Here is a 17651-nt window from a genome sequence, read left to right as displayed (position 1 = left end):
CGGGTTCACCCGCAAGGCGGCGCATCCACCCGGCTGGGCGGGCGGGAAGCGTCCGGGTCAGGGGCGGCAGTCCCGCGTGAGGTTGGCCGGGATCCGGGTGAAGGTGTCGGCCAGCCAGGCGGCCGGGCGCTCGGCGCGGCCGCCGGCGTCGATCTGGTCAGCGGTACCCGCGACCAGCTTCCTGATCTGCGGATCCTCGGCCCGGCGGGCCTGCGAACGGATCTCGTCGGCCAGCTCGGCCAGGTTTCCCCGGAGCTGGTCGGCGAGCTGCTCGCCGGTCAGCTCGCGCTCGGTCGCGGCGGTCGAGTCCTCGGCGATCTCCCGGCTGGTGGCGATGATGAGGCGGTCCACGGCCTGGCAGACCTGCACGGTGTTGGCGGCGGTCACGGGCGACGGGGTCGCGCTGGGCGACGCGGCGGCGGTGGGAGTGGCCGGCCCGGTCGCGGTGGGCGTGGAAGCCGGGGCGCCCGAGCGCGATCCGGGCGCCTGACAGCCGACGACCAGCGCCGTCAGCCCGGCGGCGATGGCCGCGCGGGCGGCCATGGTGGCGTACGACATCGTCCCCTCCTGTCGCACGGTCGGGCCGTTCAGGGCGAACACCTCGCCCTGGAAACGACCGGGCGTCAGCGCAGGACACGCCGGGCCGGTGGGTACCGGCCCGGCGTGTCGTGCGTACGGTCAGCTCTTGAAGGCGTCCTTGATCTTCTCGCCGGCCTGCTTGAGGTTGGCCGCGGCCTGGTCGTTGCGACCCTCGGCCTCCAGCCGCTCGTCGTCGGTTGCCCGACCGGCGCCCTCCTTGATCTTGCCGGTCGCGTCCTCGGTCGCGTTCTTGACCTTGTCGTCCATACCCATGGCGAACCTCCACTCCGAAGTGCCGCTACGCCCGGAGAGGTACCCCGCCTCCGACCTGCCCAACCATCGACGATCAGGCGGGTCTGACCGGACGGAAGCGGCGCAGGCGCAGGCTGTTGGCGACGACGAAGACCGAGGAGAGGGCCATCGTGGCACCGGCGATCATCGGGTTGAGCAACCCGGCCGCGGCCAGTGGCAGGGCCGCCACGTTGTAGCCGAAGGCCCAGAACAGGTTGCCCCGAATGGTGTTCAGGGTGCGCCGGGCGAGCCGGATCGCGTCGACCGCGGCGCTCAGGTCGTCCCGGACCAGGGTCAGGTCGGACGCCTCGATCGCCACGTCGGTGCCGGTCCCCATCGCCAGGCCCAGGTCGGCCCGAGCCAGCGCGGCGGCGTCGTTGACCCCGTCGCCGACCATCGCCACCGTCCGCCCCTCGGCCTGCAGCCGCGCGACCACGTCGACCTTGTCGGCCGGCAGCACCTCGGCGATCACCTCGGTGATGCCGACCTCGGCGGCCACCGCGCGGGCCACCGTGTCGTTGTCGCCGGTGAGCAGCACCGGGCGCAGCCCGAGGTCACGGAGCTGGGCCACCGCGGCCCGGCTGGTCGGCTTGACCACGTCGGCGACCGCGAGGACGCCCCGCGCCCGCCCGTCCCAGCCGGCGAGCACCGCCGTCCGGCCGGCGGCCTCCGCGTCGGTCGCCGCCCGCTCCACCCCCGGCGGTACGTCGAATCCGCGCTCCCGCAGCAGTCGGAGCCGGCCGACCAGCACCTCGTGCCCGGCCACCGTTCCGGTCACGCCGAGCCCCTCGACGTTGGCGAAGCCGGTGACCGCCGGCAGCGCTCCGGCCTCGGCAGCGCCGGCGGCGACCGCCCGGGCGATCGGGTGCTCCGAGGCGCCCTCCAGCGCCCCGGCCAGCCGGAGCAGCTCGTCGGCGTCGGTGCCCTCGGCGGGCAGCACGTCGACCAGGGTCATCCGGCCGGTGGTCACCGTGCCGGTCTTGTCCAGCACCACGGTGTCGACCTTCCGGGTGTTCTCCAGCACCTCCGGTCCCTTGATGAGCACGCCGAGCTGAGCGCCCCGGCCGGTGCCGACCAGCAGCGCGGTCGGGGTGGCCAGCCCGAGCGCACACGGGCAGGCGATGATCAGCACGGCCACCGCGGCGGTGAACGCCGCGGTCGGCCCCGCCCCGGTGCCGAGCCACCAGCCGAGGGTGCCCACGGCCAGGGCAATCACGATCGGGACGAAGACGCCAGAGATCCGGTCGGCCAGCCGCTGCGCGGCCGCCTTGCCGCTCTGGGCCTGCTCGACCAGGCGGGCCATCTGGGCCAGCTGGGTGTCGGCGCCGACCCGGGTCGCGGTGACCACCAACCGGCCGCCCGCGTTCACCGTCGCACCCACCACGGCATCGCCCGGACCGACCTCGACCGGGACGGACTCGCCGGTCAGCATGCTGGCGTCGACCGCCGAGGTGCCCTCGTCGACCACGCCGTCGGTGGCGATCTTCTCGCCCGGCCGGACCACGAACCGGTCCGAGACGGCGAGCTGGTCGACCGGGATCCGGGTCTCCACCCCGCCACGCAGCACCGCGACGTCCCGGGCGCCGAGTTCGAGCAGGGCGCGTAGCGCGGCCCCGGCCGTACGCTTCGAGCGGGCCTCGAAGTAGCGGCCGGCGAGGATGAACACGGTCACCCCGGCCGCCGCCTCCAGGTAGATGTTCCCGGCCCCGTCGGAGCGGGTGATGTCGAACCGGAACGGGTGCGTCATCCCGGGCATCCCGGCGTCGCCGAGGAAGAGCGCCCAGAGCGACCAGCCGAACGCGGCCAGGGTGCCGACCGAGACCAGGGTGTCCATGGTCGCGGCGCCGTGCCGCAGGTTGGTCAGCGCCGCCCGGTGGAACGGCAGGCCGCCCCAGACCACGACCGGGGCGGCCAGCGTCAGCGACAGCCACTGCCAGTAGTCGAACTGCCAGGCGGGCACCATGGCCAGCACGATCACCGGCACGCTCAGCGCCACCGACGCCCAGAGCCGGGTCCGCAGCCCGCGCAGCTCGTCCGCCGGCTCGGCGGAGGCCGGGGCGCCCGCCGGGGTGGGCGGGGGTGGCACCGCCGCCGTGTAGCCGGTCTTCTCCACGGTGGCGATCAACTCGTCGGGCGTGACGTCGTCGGCGTAGCGGACGGTGGCCTTCTCGGTGGCGTAGTTGACGCTGGCCGAGACGCCGTCCATCCGGTTCAGCTTCTTCTCGATCCGGGCGGCGCAGGAGGCGCAGGTCATCCCGCCGATGGCGAGCTCGATCAGGTTGGGCGCGGTGGGCAGCGGGGTGCTGCTGGTGGTCGTCATGTCCGTCCCGTCAGTCGTGCCCGTGGCCGGGCTCGCCGTGCTCGGCGGCGCCGGTCGGGGTGGGTGCGGCGCTGCTCGGCGCAGCGGACGCGCCGCCGGTCGCCGCCGCGTTGCCGGCCAGCACGGTGAACTCCGCGGTGTGCACCGCGCCGGCGTGCTTGAAGTCCAGGTAGAGCCGGTAGGCGCCGGCCGACGGCACCTCGGCGAGGAAGGTCACCGCGGGGCCCGGGCTCGTCCGCCCGTCGCCGGGCGCGCCGTCCGGGTGCACGTGCAGGTACGCCAGGTCGCCCTGGCGCAACGCCACCAGGTGCCCGTACGCGCCGAGGTAGGGCTCCAGGTCGGTGACCGGCGCGCCGTCGCGGCTGACGGTCAGGGTCAGCTCGGCGGTACGACCGGGCCGCGGGTCGCCGGCCAGCGTGACCGTGTAGCCGTCGACGGTGGTGCTGGTCGCCGGCGCCGGCAACGGCCGGTCGGTCAGCGTGCCGGGCACGCTCACGTCGACGCCGAGCGTCAGCGGCTGGCCTCCGGTGGGGGTGAAGTCGGCGAACGCCCGCCAGACGCCCGGCCCGCCGAGCGGAGAGGCGACCCGCCAGGTGCCGTCCGACCCCAGTTCGGGGTGCACGTGCCGGAAGCCGGAGAGGTCGCGGCGCGCGACGATCAGGTGCATCCGCTTGTCGTGCGCCACGTCGTATCCGGTGACCGGTCGGCCGTCCGGACCGGTGATCCGGAAGGCGAACTCGTCGGCCGAGGTGGCGACCGGCACGAGGGTGTAGCCGCGGTCGGAGACGAGCAGGCCGCCGGGGAGGTGAGCGTCCGCCCCCTCCTCGCCGCCGTGTCCGGCGTCGCCGGTCGTGCCGTGCCCGGCGCCGGTGGTGCCCTGGTGGCGGGATTCGGCGGCGGGGGCGACGGGGCCGGCCACCTGACCGACCCCGTACGCCGCGCCGAACACCGCGACGAGCCCGAGGGCGAAGCCGCTCAGCTTCATTCCGGTGTTCATCGTGATACCCCGATCTTCGTCCGACGCCCGTCAGGCGTCGACGAGCTCGTAGCCGGCCTCGTCGACCGCGGCGCGCACCGACGCGGCGTCCAGCGGGCTCTCGCTGGTGACGGCGACCTGGCCGGTGGCCAGGTCGACCTGGACGTCGCTGACGCCCGGAATGGCGCCGACCTCGGCGCTGACCGAGCTGACGCAGTGCCCACAGGTCATGCCCTGCACCTGGTACGTCGTGGTGATCATCGGAACTCTCCTTCCGCCGCCCCAACCCGCACCCCAGGGGTGTGGCGAGGACGGACAGCCGCCCTGTCGATGTACCGGTACCCGGTGGGGGTATCGGCCACGACAGGACCGTACCATACCCCCTGGGGGTAGGGTATCCTTGTCGGCATGACCGCTCCCACCCCGATCCGCGGGTACACCGCCAGCAAGGACCAACTGCTCAGCCGGCTGCGGCGCATCGAGGGGCAGGTCCGCGGCATCGAGAAGATGGTCGACGAGGACCGCTACTGCATCGACGTGCTGACCCAGATCTCCGCGATCCAGGCGGCGCTGGACAAGGTCGCCCTCGGCCTGCTCGACGGGCACGCCCGGCACTGCATGCACGAGGGGGCGGCCGAAGGCCGGGCCGACGAGATGGCCACCGAGATGATGGCCGCCGTCGGCCGCCTGATGAAGCGCGGCTGACCGTCAGTCGCCGGCCGGGCCGAGGCGCACCCGGCGCAGCAGTTGGGCGTTGAGCGCCACCACGATGGTGGAGGCGGACATCAGCACCGCGGCGAGCGCCGGGCTCAGCGCCACCCCGGCCGAGGCCAGCACCCCGGCGGCCAGCGGCAACGCGACCACGTTGTAGCCCGCCGCCCAGCCCAGGTTCTGCAGCATCTTCCGGTACGAGGCACGGGAGAGCCGGATCACCGCGGTGACGCCGCGCGGGTCCGAGGACGCGAGCACCACCCCGGCAGATTCGATCGCCACGTCGGTGCCGGCGCCGATCGCGATGCCGACGTCGGCCCGGGCCAGTGCCGGGGCGTCGTTCACCCCGTCGCCGACCATCGCCACGGTCAAACCGCGCCGCTGCAACTCGGTCACCTTGCCGTCCTTCTCCGCCGGCAGCACCTCGGCGAAGACCTCGTCGCCGGGGCGGAAACCGAGATCGGCGGCGACCGCCTCGGCAACCGCCCGGGCGTCGCCGGTGATCATCGCGATGGTCCCGACGCCCTGGGCGCGCAGCTCGGCGACCGCCTTCCGCGCCTCGGGCCGCACCTCGTCGGTCAACGCGAACGCACCGAGCACCGTGTCCGGCAGCCGGACCAGGTGCAGCACCGCCGCACCCCGGCCGGCCCACCGGTCGACCGCCGGACCGAGCTCGTCCGGCAGCCGCGCGCCCAGCTCCCGCAGCAGCGCCGGCCCGCCCACCGCGTACTCCGTACCGTCGACCGTGGCCTGCACGCCGCGGCCCGGCAGCGACCGGAAGCCGGTCGCCCGGGCCGCCCCGCCACGCTGGTCCGCCGCGGCCACGATGGCCCGGGCCAGCGGGTGCTCGCTGTCCGACTCCACTCCGGCGGCGAGCCGCACCAGCTCGTCCCGGTCGGTACCGGGCGCCGCCGCCAGGTCGGTGACCGCGTGCTCCCCCCGGGTCAGCGTCCCGGTCTTGTCGAAGAGCACCGCGTCGACGGTCCGCATCCGCTCCAGCGCCAGCCGGTCCTTCACCAGGATCCCGGACCCCGCGGCCAGCGCGGTGGAGAGCGCGATCACCAGCGGGATCGCCAGGCCGAGCGCGTGCGGGCAGGCGATCACCAGGACCGTGACGGCCCGGACCACCGCCTCGTCCACCTGGCCGAGCAGCGTCCAGACCAGCACGGTGACCACGGCGGTGGCGGTGGCCAGGTAGAAGAGCGCAGCGGCGAACCGGTCGGCCAACACCTGTGCCCGCCCGCTGGACTGCTGGGCCTCGGCGACCATCCGCTGGATGCCGGCGAGCGTGGTCTGCTCGCCGACCGCCTCGACCCGGACCCGCAGCGCCGAGTCGGTGGCCACCGTGCCGGCCACCACCCGGTCCCCGACCGACCGGAGCACCGGCCGGGACTCACCGGTGACCATCGACTCGTCCAGCTCCGCACCGCCGTCCACCACCCGGCCGTCCGCCGGCACCCGGCCGCCCGGCCGGACCAGCACCACGTCGCCGACCCGTAGCCCGGCGACCGGGACCGACTCGACCCCGCCGTCCGGTGTCACCCGGTCGGCCTGGTCGGGGAGCAGCGCGGCGAGCGCGGCCAGCGCGCCCCGCGCCTGCCCGATGGCCCGCATCTCCTGCCAGTGACCGAGCAGCATGATGGTGACCAGCGCGGCCAGCTCCCACCAGAAGTCGAGGTCGAAGGCGCCGAGGCTGGTGGCGAGCGAGGCGACGTAGGCGACGCTGATCGCCATGGCGATGAGCAGCATCATGCCCGGCGCCCGGTCCCGGATCTCGCGTACGGCGCCGACCAGGAACGGCCAGCCGCCCCACCAGAACACCACCGAGCCGAGCACCGGCCCCACCCAGGAGCGGCCCGGGAACTCCAGGCGGTAACCGAACCACTCCATCACCATGTGGCTGGTGACCACGACCGGCACCGTGAGCAGCAGACAGAGCCAGAACCGCCGCCGGAACATCTCCGGGTCGTGCCCGGCGTGCTTGTCGTGCCCGCCGTGACCCGCAGGCCCGCCGCGCCCGGCCCGCCCGGCGTCGCTGTCGTCGCCGGCCCGGCCGTCGTGCCCGGGCTGGCCGTCGTGCCCGGCCTGCCTGTCGTGCCCCGCCGGCCCGGCGTGGCTGTCGTGCCCGGTCGGTTCGGCCTGGTTCTCGCGGTCGGCCGGCGCGCCGTGGTCGTCGGGCTCCGCCGGCCCGGCGTGGCCGTCGTGGGCCGGCCGGCCGGCGGGTCCACCGCGCCCCGGACGACCGCGCCGCGGCGGAGCGGGCGCGGAGGTGCCGTGATCCGGCTCCGGCGATCGCGGGTGCACGGGCATGCCTCCACCATGCCCGCCCGGCCGGCCCGGCGGGCACCTTCACCGGCATGCGGTGCCCCGACACCGCCCCACGCGAAGGGCGGCGTCGGCCGGACCTGGTTAGCATTCCGACGATGGCTCTCCGGATCCCGCACCGTCCGGCCCGACCGCACCGTCGGGCATCGTCCGCCGCCCGCGGCCGGAACCGGCCGGGCCCCGCGCTCACGGCGGGTCACCGTCGCACCACCCTGGCGCCATCCGAGGCGCCTACCCCGGTGGTCGTCCGGCGGCGCTGAACCGTTCGCCCCGCCGGTACGTACCCCGCCTCGGATTCGTTGGGAGACTCGCATTGGGCGCCGACCACACCCGTCCCGCTCCGTCCACCCCGCCCCGGGTGCGACGGATCCTCGTCGCGACGGTGGTCCCCCTCGTCCTCGCCACCGTGGTGGCCGCTCTGGTGCTCTGGCCCTGGAACTCGCCCGAGCCGGAGGCCGGTGCCGACGTGCCGCGCTACCACGGCACGGTCACCCGGGTGGTGAGCGAGTCCTGCCCGCCCGCGCCGGAGGTCCCCGAGGGCGCGCCCGAGACCGGGTCGGAACCCTGCGGCACGGTGAGCGTACGGGTGGACACCGGCCCGGCCGCCGGGCAGCAGGTGCAGACCCCGATTCCGGCCGGTCCGGGGGCGCCACGGGTGGAGGCCGGCGACGAGATCATCCTGGTCGAGCTGACCGATCCGACCGATCCGACGTCGAGCAGCTGGAACATCGCGGAGCACCAGCGGGGCACGCCACTGATCTGGCTGGCCGTCGTCTTCGCCGCCGCCATCGTCGCGTTCGGCCGGTGGCGTGGGGTGGCCGCGCTCGCCGGCCTGGCCGCCAGCTTCGCCATCCTGCTCGCCTTCGTCCTCCCCGGAATCAGCGCGGGCCGGTCACCCCTGCTGGTCGCGGTGGTCGGCGCCGCGCTGATCATGTTCGTGGTGCTCTACCTGACGCACGGGATCACCGCGCAGACCTCGGTGGCCGTGCTCGGCACCCTGGGCAGCCTGGTGCTCACCGGGCTGCTCGGCACCCTGGCCACCGCCGCCACCCACCTCACCGGTTTCGGCAGCGAGGAGGCCACCACGCTGTCGATGTTCCAGGCCGACGTGGACCTGCACGGCCTGCTGCTGGCCGGCATCATCATCGGCTCACTCGGCGTGCTCGACGACGTCACGGTCACCCAGGCGGCCACGGTCACCGAGTTGGCCCACGCGAACCCGGGCCTGTCCCGCCGCCAGCTCTACCGTGCCGCGACCCGGGTCGGCCGGGCGCACATCGCCTCGACGGTGAACACCATCGTGCTGGCGTACGCCGGCGCCTCGCTGCCCCTACTGCTCCTGCTGACCGCCGACTCCCGCGGGGTTCGCCAGATCCTCACCAGCGAGTTCCTGGCCCAGGAGATCGTCCGCAGCGCGGTCGCCACGCTGGGCCTGATCGCCGCCGTACCGCTGACCACCGCGCTGGCCGCGCTGGTGACCACGGCCGGTCACCACGGACCGCCGGAACGCACCGGCGACGACCCTCCCGCCACCCCGGCCGCCCGGCCGGCGCCGGACCGGGCCGAGGCGCTGGAGGCGCTCGGTGCGGGTCGGCCCGGTCCCGCCGGAGATCCGGAACCATCCCCCGCCACCCGGAAGTGGTGGCCCGACCCGGACAGGAGCACAGACAGCGCATGGTGACACTCCGCAGCGTGATCAGGCGGGTCCCACGACCTGACGACCACGTCACTGATCACCCAGCGCAATGGCGAAATGACGGTTTTAGTCGGCATCCGGACGTAGATCCCCGGGTCGACTCTCAGGTAACCTCGCTGCCGGTTACCGACGAAGGCGCGCAGCGGCGCCTGCGGTACCACCGCCCAATCGCCAAGGGGCGAACCGGGAACCCAGGTACCCGGGGTGAATCCGCGCCAGCGGTAGGGGCCACTTCCGCCCCGAACCCGTCAGCTAACCCGGTCGGCGGTCGATGGAAGGGAACACTGTGACGGCACCCCTACGCCGCTGGTTGACACCTGTGGTGGCCGTGTTCGCCGCGTTGGCCGTGCTCGCCGGGCCCCTCCCGGCGTCCGCCGCGCCCAAGCCGAACACCCCCTCCGGGCATGAGGAGGACGGCGAGCCCAAGCTACTCAACGACGTGATCGAGGCGACCAACCGCAGCTACTCCTCGGCCAAGATCAAGCTAGAGAAGTCCAAGAAGCGTCAGCTGGAACTCGCCCTCGAGGTGAAGCGGGCGCAGGACGAGCTGGACGCGCTGGCCCCGCAGGTCGGCCAGATCGCCGCCCAGTCCTACCGCACCGGGCGGATCGGCGCGATGGCCGTGCTGCTGGAGAGCAAGGCGCCGGACTCGTTCGTCCAGCGCGCCGCCGGTCTCGACGAGCTCAACCTGGTCAACGGGCAGAAGCTCGCCAAGGTCAACGCCATCAAGAGCCGCGCCGAACTGGCCAAGCTCGCGATCGACGCCGAGGTACGCGAGCAGCAGAAGCAGACCGCCGTGATGGCCAAGCAGAAGCGCGACGCGGACAAGGCGCTGGCGCTGGTCGGTGGGAAGGGCTTCACCGGGGGCCTGGTCTCGGCCACCTCGCCGGTCGCCCGGATCGGCCCGGGTCGGACCGCCGACGGGGACTGGAAGCCCCAGTCGTGCTCCGAGGATGACCCCACCACCTCCGGCTGCGTCACCCCGCGCACCTTGCACGCGTACAAGGAGGTCAAGCGGGCCGGCTTCAACCGGTTCGTCGGCTGCTACCGCTCCGGCGGCCCGTGGGAGCACCCGAAGGGCCGCGCCTGTGACTGGTCACTGCAGAAGAGCGGCTTCGCGCCGTGGCACAACAACGACACCAGGATGTACGGCAACAACGTGGCCGCGTTCCTGATCCGTAACGCCGACCGGCTCGGCATCTACTACGTGATCTGGAACAGGCAGATCTGGTTCCCGGCGACCGGTTGGAAGTCCTACAGCGGGCCCTCCAACCACACCGACCACGTGCACATGTCGCTGCTCTAGCGACATCCGCACGACAGGGCCGCTCCGCGCTCGCGGGGCGGCCCTTCGCGTACCTCTGGCGGGCTGACCGCACACGGCCGGCGGGCCGGGGGTCGGCCCCTGCTAGGCGGCCGCCGGCGCGTCGAGGCCCACCGGGGCGATGGATCCCCCCGCCGGCACCTCGGCGACCTGGCGCACCTCACCCGCGGCTAGCCGGTACGACATGCCAACCACCGCGCACCGACCACCGGCAACCTCGGTGGCCAGCACCGCGGAGTTGCCGAGCAGGGCCTCGACGGTCTGGGCGATGTGGATGTCCACGATCCCGTTGATGTCGTCCACACCCTCGGCGGCGGCCCGGCGGAGGCTGGGCACCACGGCGTCCACCACCGCACCGAGGTGTCCCGGCGGCGGGGTGCCGGTGGCGACCGCCTCCCGGGCCGCCTGCACCGCGCCGCAGGAGTCGTGCCCGAGCACCACCACCAGCGGGACGCCCAGCACGCTGACCGCGTACTCGACGCTGCCCAGCACCTCCGGACCGGCGGTGTGCCCGGCGGTGCGGACCACGAAGAGATCACCCAGGCCGCGATCGAAGATGATCTCGGCGGCGAGCCGTGAGTCGGCGCAGCCGACGATCACCGCGAACGGATGTTGCTCGGCGGCCACCTCGGCCCGGCGCTCGACGTCCTGGTTCGGGTGGCGCGGCGCGCCCGTGACGAAGCGCTGGTTGCCCGCCCGCAGCTCGGCGAGGGCCTGCTCCGGGTCCGGTGGCGACGCGACACCGTCCGACGCGTCGGGGACGCGCTGGGCGCCCGGGTGTGCTCCGGGCGATCCGGGTCCGCTCATGCCCGCACCTCGACTCCCACGCAATCGGCCAGGTCACTGTCACCCTCGGCCGCTGTCGGACGCGGGCTGTGATCCACGGTCACACTCAGCGCAAGATACGTCAAGGGATACGTGATATGCGTTTCAGGTGTTCAGCACCGCCGGCCAAGGCGGCGGGCAACGCCGGCGAGCCATACCATGACGACCATGGCGACGAGTACGAGCGGGTACGGGAGCACCCGAAACTGGACCTTCCTCACCAATCACGGACACGTGCTGCTCGCCATCGCCCGGAACCCCACCGCCCGGCTGCGCGACGTCGCCGACGAGGTGGGCGTCACCGAACGCGCGGCCCAGGCGATCGTCGCCGACCTGGAAGCCGGCGGCTACCTGGTCCGCACCCGGGTGGGCCGGCGCAACGAATACACCCTCAACCCGGCCGGCCGGTTCCGCCACCCCGCCGAGGCGGACCGGGAGGTCGGCGCCCTCCTCGCGCTCTTCACCGAGGAACCGGCACCGAACCACCAGTGACGACCGGCGGGCTCCCGTCACCGCACGACGGGCGCGGCGGCGGTAATCTCAGCGGGTGCGCGAGAGCAGGCGGCTGAACGCTGGCGGAAGGGCCCACCGTGCCGGGCACGTCGTCCGGGCGGTCCTCTGTGGATCGATCACCGTCCTGCTCGGAACGGCAGTCGTCCCGCCGTCACCGGCCATGGCGGCCCCCACCTGCGGCCCCGCCGGCCTTGCGCCGCCGACCGAGACGCCCTGGGCGCTGCGCCGGCTCGACCCGTCCGCGGCCTGGCCGCTCTCCCGCGGCGCCGGGGTGACCGTGGCGGTGATCGACTCCGGCGTCTCGGCCACCCACCCGCTGCTCAACGGGCAGGTGCGCGAGGGCGCCGACTTCAACGGCCTGCCGGCCAACAAGGGCCGCTGCGACCTGGCCGGGCACGGCACCATCGTGGCCGGCATCATCGCCGGACGCGAGGGCACCGGGGTGCCGTTCACCGGCATCGCCCCGCAGGCCCGCATCCTGCCGATCCGGGTGCTTCCCGACGGCAAGGACAACCACGACGAGGCGCTACCCGGCGAGATCGCCGACGCGATCGTCTGGGCCGTCGACAACCGCGCCGACGTGATCAACCTGTCCCTGGTGACCCTCCCCCGTAAGGAACTCGCCGACGCGGTCGACTACGCGGTGCGCAAGCGGGTCATCGTGGTGGCCGCCGCCGGCAACCGGCGCGAGGACCAGCAGCAGGACCGGACGGGCTACCCGGCCGCGTACCCGGGGGTGATCGCGGTCGCCGGGGTGGACGAGCAGGGGGCGCACGTCGGCAGTTCGGTGAGCGGCAACTACGTCGACATCGCCGCGCCCGGCGTGAACATCGTCGGCCCGGCGCCCGGTGGGTCGGGCTACATCGGCGAACCGCAGGGCGGCACCAGCTTCGCCGCCGCGTACGTGTCCGGGGTCGCCGCGCTGGTACGCGCCGCACATCCCGATCTCACCGCACAGCAGATCGCCGACCGGTTGACCCAGACGGCGGACAACCCGCCGGACGGCCACAACGCCGAGGTCGGCTACGGCGTGGTCAACCCGTACCGGGCGGTGTCCACCGTGCTCGGCACCCGGTCGAACCCGCCGCCGGCGGCGATGCCCGCGCCGGCCCCACCGGGTGACCCGCTGGACTGGCAGCGGACGGTGGCGGTCTGGGTGGCCGTCGTCGGCGCGCTGCTCGCGGCGCTCCTGCTGGCGATCAAGCCGATCCTGGCGCGGGGCCGTCGACGCGGCTGGCGCCCCGGGCGGCGCCCGGCCGGAGCCGACACGCTCACCACCGGCTGAGTCCGCCACGCCGCCGGCGCGAATGGGCCGGGAGCCGGCCGTGAGCATGCCGGACGTCACGGTGGGCGGGCGACAGCGGCGCTCGGCTCGACCAGACGCACGGGAGCCGCCCGACCAACGGTCGGGCGGCTCCCGGTAGGACTCAGCGCAGGATGCCGGGGGCGCCGTCGCCGTCGGCGCCCCAGACGTCCTCGTCCTCCTCCAGCCAGGTGTTGCGGGCGCTCTCCTGCTCGCCGTAGCCGGCACCGCCGCCCGGCCCCATCCCGGCGACACCGGCGCCGCGGGCACCCGCGCCCCGGGCGCCGCCGGCCGCGCCGGCCACGCCCCCACGGCCACCCGCGCCGCGACCGGCGCCGCCGCCGGCCATGCCGCCACCCATGGCGGGCATCATTCCGCCGGCGCCGAGCTTGCCCGCGCCGAGCCGGCCACCGGCGCCCCGGCCGCCTCCGCCGCGACCGCCACCGGCCGCGCCGCCGCCCATCATCGGCGGCATGCCAGGGGTGACCGCACGGCCCAGCGCGCCGCCGCCGGGGATCGCTCCACCACCGGCGCCGCCGCCCACACCACCGCCCGAACCCAGCCCGGAACCGGCGCTGAGCCCGGCACCGCCGAGCCCGCTCGAGCCGATCCCGGCACCGCTCGGGCCACCGGCGCCGGCGAGGCCGGTGCCGTAGTCGTCGGGCAGTTCGCCGCCGCCCGGGACCCCGCCGGTCTCCGGGTCGTAGCCGCCGGAGAGATCCGGGTGGGCGCCGGAGCCGATGCCCGGGTCCCCGGTGTCGAGCGAGTCACCGGGCTTCACGGCCATCGGCTCACCGATGTCACCGAGCTTGGGCTTGCCGCCACCGCCGCCGATGTCGGAGACGTCGCCGACGCCCTTGCCGCCGCCGCCGGTGTCCAGATTGGGCACCTCGGTGTTGACGTTCTCCAGGCCGCCGGACCGGCCGCTGCCGGGTGCCTCCATCGTCCGGTCCCGGAAGTTGCCGTTGACCTCGTCGTAGACCTTGCGGGCCTCGCCCTCCTTGTCGGAGAACCAGCCGGTCACCCAGTCACCCAGCTTGCCCATCTGCTCGGCCGGCCAACTGCCCATCAGGTCGGCCGTGACCTTGGTCTCGAACATGCCGATGCCGAGGGTGATCTCCCCGTTCCGGGCTGCCAGCACGTCGCCCACGCAGGCCGCCGGAATCGGCATCTTGTTCTGCGCTTCCTCCAGCTGCCTGGCCGCGGTCTCCAGGGTGGTCGCCATGCTGACCTTGCCGTGGCCCGGCTTGTCGATGTCGTCCTGGAGGCCGCCGGCCTGCTTGGCCAAGCCCTCGATGTGCGTCTTGAACGACTCGTACGCGGGGCCCTTCCAGACCGCGCCGAGGTCCTTGACGTTCTTCTCGAGACTCTCCTTGACCTCGCCGATGTTCTTGACCAGTTCCTTCCAGCCGAGGGCGGCGCTGGCGACATCGGCCGGCCGACCGGCCACCAGCACCTCCCGGGCCATCTCCTCCCAGCTCTTCCCGTCGCCCATCTCCCCGTCCCCCGCTCTAGTGGTCGCCGCCGCCACTCGCGGCGTTGTTGAAGGCCTGCTGCATCTCCTGCGCCGTCATGGCGTTGGCGCCCTCGGCGTTCTCGTAGTTCCGCTTGACCGTGCGCAGCGCATCCGCCGCGTTGTAGAGGTTCTCGGAGAGAGTGCGGAGCCCGCCCTCCGTGGTGCCGTACAGCTCGGTGTGCCGCTGGGAGAGCTGCGTCGCGTAGTGGAAGCCGCCGAGCGGGCCCTCACCGGCCATGGCCTGGTCGCCGCCGAGCTTCTCCTTGATCTCCACCATGTCGTACGAGAGCCGGTAGACGTAACTCGCGTGCGTCTCCAGCCAGTCGATGGCGGAGTCGAGGTTGCCCGCGTCCCACTCGGTCTTCACACCCTGCTCGCCCTTGCCGGCCACCAGGCCGCTGGGCGTCTCGGCCTGGTCCACGCCGATCCGGTCGAAGCTGATCCCCCGGATGTCTCCCGTGTAGGGCATCACCGGGTTGATCGGCATCGGGATCGGCATACGAACCTCGACCCGGTCGTCCTCGTCGCTCACTGCTGTCCTCCCCTGGGGCGGCTGAACGGTCTGGTCACTGGCGCGGCTGCTGGCCCGGCGGTGGTGTCATCGGCGGGGCGGGTGGCACCGCGCCGGGCGGATACGGCGACCCGAACGGCTGCGCCGTCGTGGGCGGGCCGGTCGGGCCCGGCGGGTAGGGGTGCGGCCCGGGCGGTGTCTGCCCGACGCCGGCCGGTGGCACCGGGACCCCCGACGGTGGGTACGGCTGGTACTGCCCCGGCGGCGGGTACTGCCCAGGGGGCGGGTACTGCCCGGGCGGCGGGTACTGCCCGGGCGGCGGGATCGGACCCGGTTGCGGACCGGCAGCGGCGCGGCGGCGGGCCCGGCGGTTCACCACCACGAGGATCACGATGATCGCCACGATCACGAGCACCGCCAGCAGACAGAGCACGATCTGCAAGCCGGCGTTGTCGGCGAGCCCGATCGAGACCGCCGGCCCCTCGTCGTCCTTGTCGTCGGCCCCGCCGGCCGGCGCCCCCGGGCTGGCCGAGCCGCCGACGGGCGCGGCCAACGGGTTCGTCTCGACGGCCGGGACCGACTTGCTCAGCGCCGCGAGCACGTCGATGGAGCCGAAGCCGAACTCCGCGTCGCGCCCGGCCGGGCCCCGGTCACGGGCGGTGCGGACCAGCCGGTTGACCACGTTGGCGGCGTCGAGGTCCGGGTAGCGGGCGCGGACCAGCGCGGCGACGCCGGAGACGACCGCCGTGGCGTTGCTGGTGCCGTCGGAAATGAGGTAGCCGTTCGGCGAGGCGTCGGGCGGGGCGGGCGCGATGATCCGTTCACCGGGCGCGGAGATGGCCATCTCGGGCCCCGTCACCGTGCCGTTCCACACCCCGCCGGAACGGGTGGCCGCACCGACCGCGATGACACCGGGAACGCTGGCCGGCTGGGGGATCTTCGGGTAGCCGCCGTCCTCGTTGCCGGTGGCCGCGACCACCACCACGTTCTTGCTCAGCGCGTAGCGGACCGCCTCGACGACCTCCGGGTCGTCGCCGTGCATGCCGAAGGACAGGTTGAGCACGTCGGCGCCCTCGTCGACCGCCCACCGGATGGCCACGGGCGCCTCCTGGAGCCCCCGGTCCTCAGGCCCCAGGCCCACCGGAAGGATCTTTGCTTCGGGGGCGATGCCCAGCGCGTGCATGGCACCGCCGCCCCGACCGGCGATGATGCCGGCCATCGCGGTGCCGTGCCCGGCCTTTCCGTCCGGGTCCGTCCGGCCGTCGGCGGCCACCCCGGGGCCCATGCCGCGGCCCCGCAGCACCTGCCCCTTGAGGTCCGGGTGAGCGGCGTAGACGCCACTGTCGACCACTCCGACGGTGACCCCGCGCCCCTTCGACAGCCGATGCGCGTCGGAGATCTTCAGGCTGTTCAGGTGCCACTGGAGGCCACGTACCGTGTCGGCGGCCCGGGCCGGAGCCGGCGCGGCCACCGGGCCGACGCCGACCGCGGCGACCAGCGCGAGCATGGCGCAGGCCGACCTGGCGACCGGTCGTAGACGCTTGTGGGCTGACATGACTTCCCCCAGGGCCGGTGTGGTACGCGTAACGCAGCACGGCTCCGGTCCGGTCGAACCGGACCGGACCGGAGCCATGTAGGCGGTCTGGTCAGCTGCTCCAGACCTTGGAGTTGCTCATCTCGGTGCTGACGTAGTTTTCCCGGGCGATGCCGACGGCGCCACCGATCTCGTTCAGGATCCGGTTGATGTCCCGAACGGCGCTGTCCCACTGAGCCTGGTGCTGCTCGTAGGCGGCCCGGTCCTCGCCGTCCCACTGGAGCTTGGACAGCATCTGACGCAGCGTGTCGAGCTTCTCGTCGAGCGTCCGCGAGATGGCCTGCATCTGCTGGTTGCTGCTCTCGAGGACCGCGTAGTCAACCTTGATCGTCACGACTTCCTCCTCTGCTCCTGGCTATGGATCACGGGTTGAGGGCAGAGTGGAACTTGTCCAGCATCTGCTGCTGCTCTTCGTCGTTGACCTGGTGCGTCGTACCCGACTTGTCCAGCAGGTCGGCGATGTTGTCCATCGCCGTCAGCAGCTTGGTGGTGTCCTCGTTCCAGCGCTGCATCAGCGACTGGAAGCCCGTGGACGCCTGACCCTTCCAGGCGATGGCCAGGTCGTCGACCACGTTCCACAGCTTCTTCAGCTCGCCGTCGACCTCGCTGCGCGTGGACCGCACGTCACTCGCGGCGGTATGTAGAGTCGCAGCTTCGACCTCGAACGCCATGCTTCACACCCTTCCGTCATGTTGTGGCGGCGGATCTGCCGCGCCCTCCCCCGCGGCAAGGCGAAACACCCCACCGACGGACACTCCTGTGAAGACCGTAGCCGACCCGGTCCAGCGCGCGCAGCCCTGGCCCGACGGCAATCGATGTGTCGGGGCGGTCGTTCCCGGGCGGTGACGCCGGTCCCGGGCGACTTCAGGGCCGGGGCCGGGACGCGTCCCGCACCATCAACGGACCGGCCAGCAGGATGCCGACCAGCAACGCGACCGCCACCCAGAGCACCGGCTTCTCCAGCGCCCGGTCGATGAGCACCGGAAGCATGGCCAGCGTCCCGACCAACAGGAACACCACTCCCGACCGGCGCAGGGTCGCCGACGGACGCAGCCGCTCATACGCGGTGAGCAGGAGTCCCACCAGGATCGCCGCCAGCGCGGTCAGGAAGAGCCACAACTGCCACATCGGAACATCCCTCCGCGCATCGACCGTTACCGCCGCGAA

The 17651-nt window shown here is 73.6% G+C and carries 18 protein-coding genes and 1 riboswitch; of the genes, 5 read left to right on the top strand and 13 right to left on the bottom strand.

Features of this window, described 5'->3' with window-relative positions; translation table 11 throughout:
• Positions 1-57: 57 nt before the first annotated feature.
• The 5 genes from ACIP9D_RS07695 to ACIP9D_RS07675 form a co-directional block, all read right to left on the bottom strand.
• The gene (locus tag ACIP9D_RS07695; protein ID WP_350867777.1) at positions 58-558 is read right to left on the bottom strand and encodes a hypothetical protein; all 501 of its coding nucleotides are present in this window, start codon (positions 556-558) and stop codon (positions 58-60) included.
• A 120-nt stretch (positions 559-678) separates the two neighbouring features.
• The gene (locus ACIP9D_RS07690) at positions 679-852 is read right to left on the bottom strand and encodes a CsbD family protein (protein ID WP_350867779.1); all 174 of its coding nucleotides are present in this window, start codon (positions 850-852) and stop codon (positions 679-681) included.
• 73 nt (positions 853-925) lie between these two features.
• A complete protein-coding gene (locus tag ACIP9D_RS07685; RefSeq protein ID WP_350867781.1) occupies positions 926-3190 on the bottom strand; it encodes a heavy metal translocating P-type ATPase in 2265 nt (754 codons plus the stop codon).
• A 10-nt stretch (positions 3191-3200) separates the two neighbouring features.
• Complete coding sequence (locus tag ACIP9D_RS07680; RefSeq protein ID WP_350867783.1) at positions 3201-4187, bottom strand: hypothetical protein; 987 nt, start codon at positions 4185-4187, stop codon at positions 3201-3203.
• 30 nt (positions 4188-4217) lie between these two features.
• Positions 4218-4427 (bottom strand): cation transporter, encoded by a 210-nt coding sequence (locus tag ACIP9D_RS07675; RefSeq protein ID WP_350867785.1) that lies wholly within the window; start codon positions 4425-4427, stop codon positions 4218-4220.
• 147 nt (positions 4428-4574) lie between these two features.
• Here ACIP9D_RS07675 and ACIP9D_RS07670 point away from each other — a divergent pair, with 147 nt between their 5' ends.
• Complete coding sequence (locus tag ACIP9D_RS07670) at positions 4575-4871, top strand: metal-sensitive transcriptional regulator (protein WP_350867787.1); 297 nt, start codon at positions 4575-4577, stop codon at positions 4869-4871.
• Positions 4872-4874: 3 nt separating this feature from the next.
• Here the strand turns inward: ACIP9D_RS07670 and ACIP9D_RS07665 are convergent, their stop codons facing one another.
• Positions 4875-7187, bottom strand: coding sequence for a heavy metal translocating P-type ATPase (locus ACIP9D_RS07665; RefSeq protein ID WP_400449524.1), 2313 nt, complete (start codon positions 7185-7187; stop codon positions 4875-4877).
• A gap of 328 nt (positions 7188-7515) precedes the next feature.
• Between ACIP9D_RS07665 and ACIP9D_RS07660 the strand changes: the two genes are divergently transcribed.
• Positions 7516-8883: a YibE/F family protein gene (locus tag ACIP9D_RS07660; protein ID WP_350867789.1), complete on the top strand. Its 1368-nt coding sequence runs from the start codon at positions 7516-7518 to the stop codon at positions 8881-8883.
• A 166-nt stretch (positions 8884-9049) separates the two neighbouring features.
• Positions 9050-9181, top strand: a riboswitch (cyclic di-AMP (ydaO/yuaA leader).
• A gap of 3 nt (positions 9182-9184) precedes the next feature.
• Complete coding sequence (locus ACIP9D_RS07655; RefSeq protein WP_350867791.1) at positions 9185-10204, top strand: hypothetical protein; 1020 nt, start codon at positions 9185-9187, stop codon at positions 10202-10204.
• A gap of 102 nt (positions 10205-10306) precedes the next feature.
• Here ACIP9D_RS07655 and ACIP9D_RS07650 read toward each other — a convergent pair whose 3' ends face one another.
• Positions 10307-11029 (bottom strand): carbonic anhydrase, encoded by a 723-nt coding sequence (locus ACIP9D_RS07650; protein WP_350867793.1) that lies wholly within the window; start codon positions 11027-11029, stop codon positions 10307-10309.
• A 177-nt stretch (positions 11030-11206) separates the two neighbouring features.
• Here ACIP9D_RS07650 and ACIP9D_RS07645 point away from each other — a divergent pair, with 177 nt between their 5' ends.
• Positions 11207-11539, top strand: coding sequence for a MarR family winged helix-turn-helix transcriptional regulator (locus tag ACIP9D_RS07645; RefSeq protein ID WP_350867795.1), 333 nt, complete (start codon positions 11207-11209; stop codon positions 11537-11539).
• 181 nt (positions 11540-11720) lie between these two features.
• On the top strand, positions 11721-12845 hold the full coding sequence (mycP, locus tag ACIP9D_RS07640) for a type VII secretion-associated serine protease mycosin (protein ID WP_350867797.1): 1125 nt from the start codon (positions 11721-11723) through the stop codon (positions 12843-12845).
• Between the two features lie 142 nt (positions 12846-12987).
• On the opposite strand, the gene ACIP9D_RS07635 is transcribed toward mycP, so the two are convergent.
• The 6 genes from ACIP9D_RS07635 to ACIP9D_RS07610 form a co-directional block, all read right to left on the bottom strand.
• Positions 12988-14358: a hypothetical protein gene (locus ACIP9D_RS07635; RefSeq protein ID WP_350867799.1), complete on the bottom strand. Its 1371-nt coding sequence runs from the start codon at positions 14356-14358 to the stop codon at positions 12988-12990.
• A gap of 16 nt (positions 14359-14374) precedes the next feature.
• Positions 14375-14911: a hypothetical protein gene (locus tag ACIP9D_RS07630; protein ID WP_350867801.1), complete on the bottom strand. Its 537-nt coding sequence runs from the start codon at positions 14909-14911 to the stop codon at positions 14375-14377.
• Between the two features lie 34 nt (positions 14912-14945).
• On the bottom strand, positions 14946-16445 hold the full coding sequence (locus ACIP9D_RS07625; RefSeq protein WP_350867803.1) for a S8 family serine peptidase: 1500 nt from the start codon (positions 16443-16445) through the stop codon (positions 14946-14948).
• A 91-nt stretch (positions 16446-16536) separates the two neighbouring features.
• On the bottom strand, positions 16537-16818 hold the full coding sequence (locus ACIP9D_RS07620; RefSeq protein ID WP_350867805.1) for a WXG100 family type VII secretion target: 282 nt from the start codon (positions 16816-16818) through the stop codon (positions 16537-16539).
• A 28-nt stretch (positions 16819-16846) separates the two neighbouring features.
• Entirely contained in the window at positions 16847-17155 is a 309-nt protein-coding gene (locus ACIP9D_RS07615) for a WXG100 family type VII secretion target (protein WP_350867807.1), read from the bottom strand.
• A gap of 193 nt (positions 17156-17348) precedes the next feature.
• A complete protein-coding gene (locus tag ACIP9D_RS07610) occupies positions 17349-17612 on the bottom strand; it encodes a hypothetical protein (protein WP_350867809.1) in 264 nt (87 codons plus the stop codon).
• Between the last annotated feature and the right edge of the window lie 39 nt (positions 17613-17651).

Origin of the sequence: Micromonospora sp. NPDC093243 (assembly GCF_044753725.1) — a bacterium.
Taxonomy (GTDB): Bacteria; Actinomycetota; Actinomycetes; order Mycobacteriales; family Micromonosporaceae; genus Micromonospora.
This window is presented reverse-complemented; position numbering and strand designations above follow the sequence as displayed.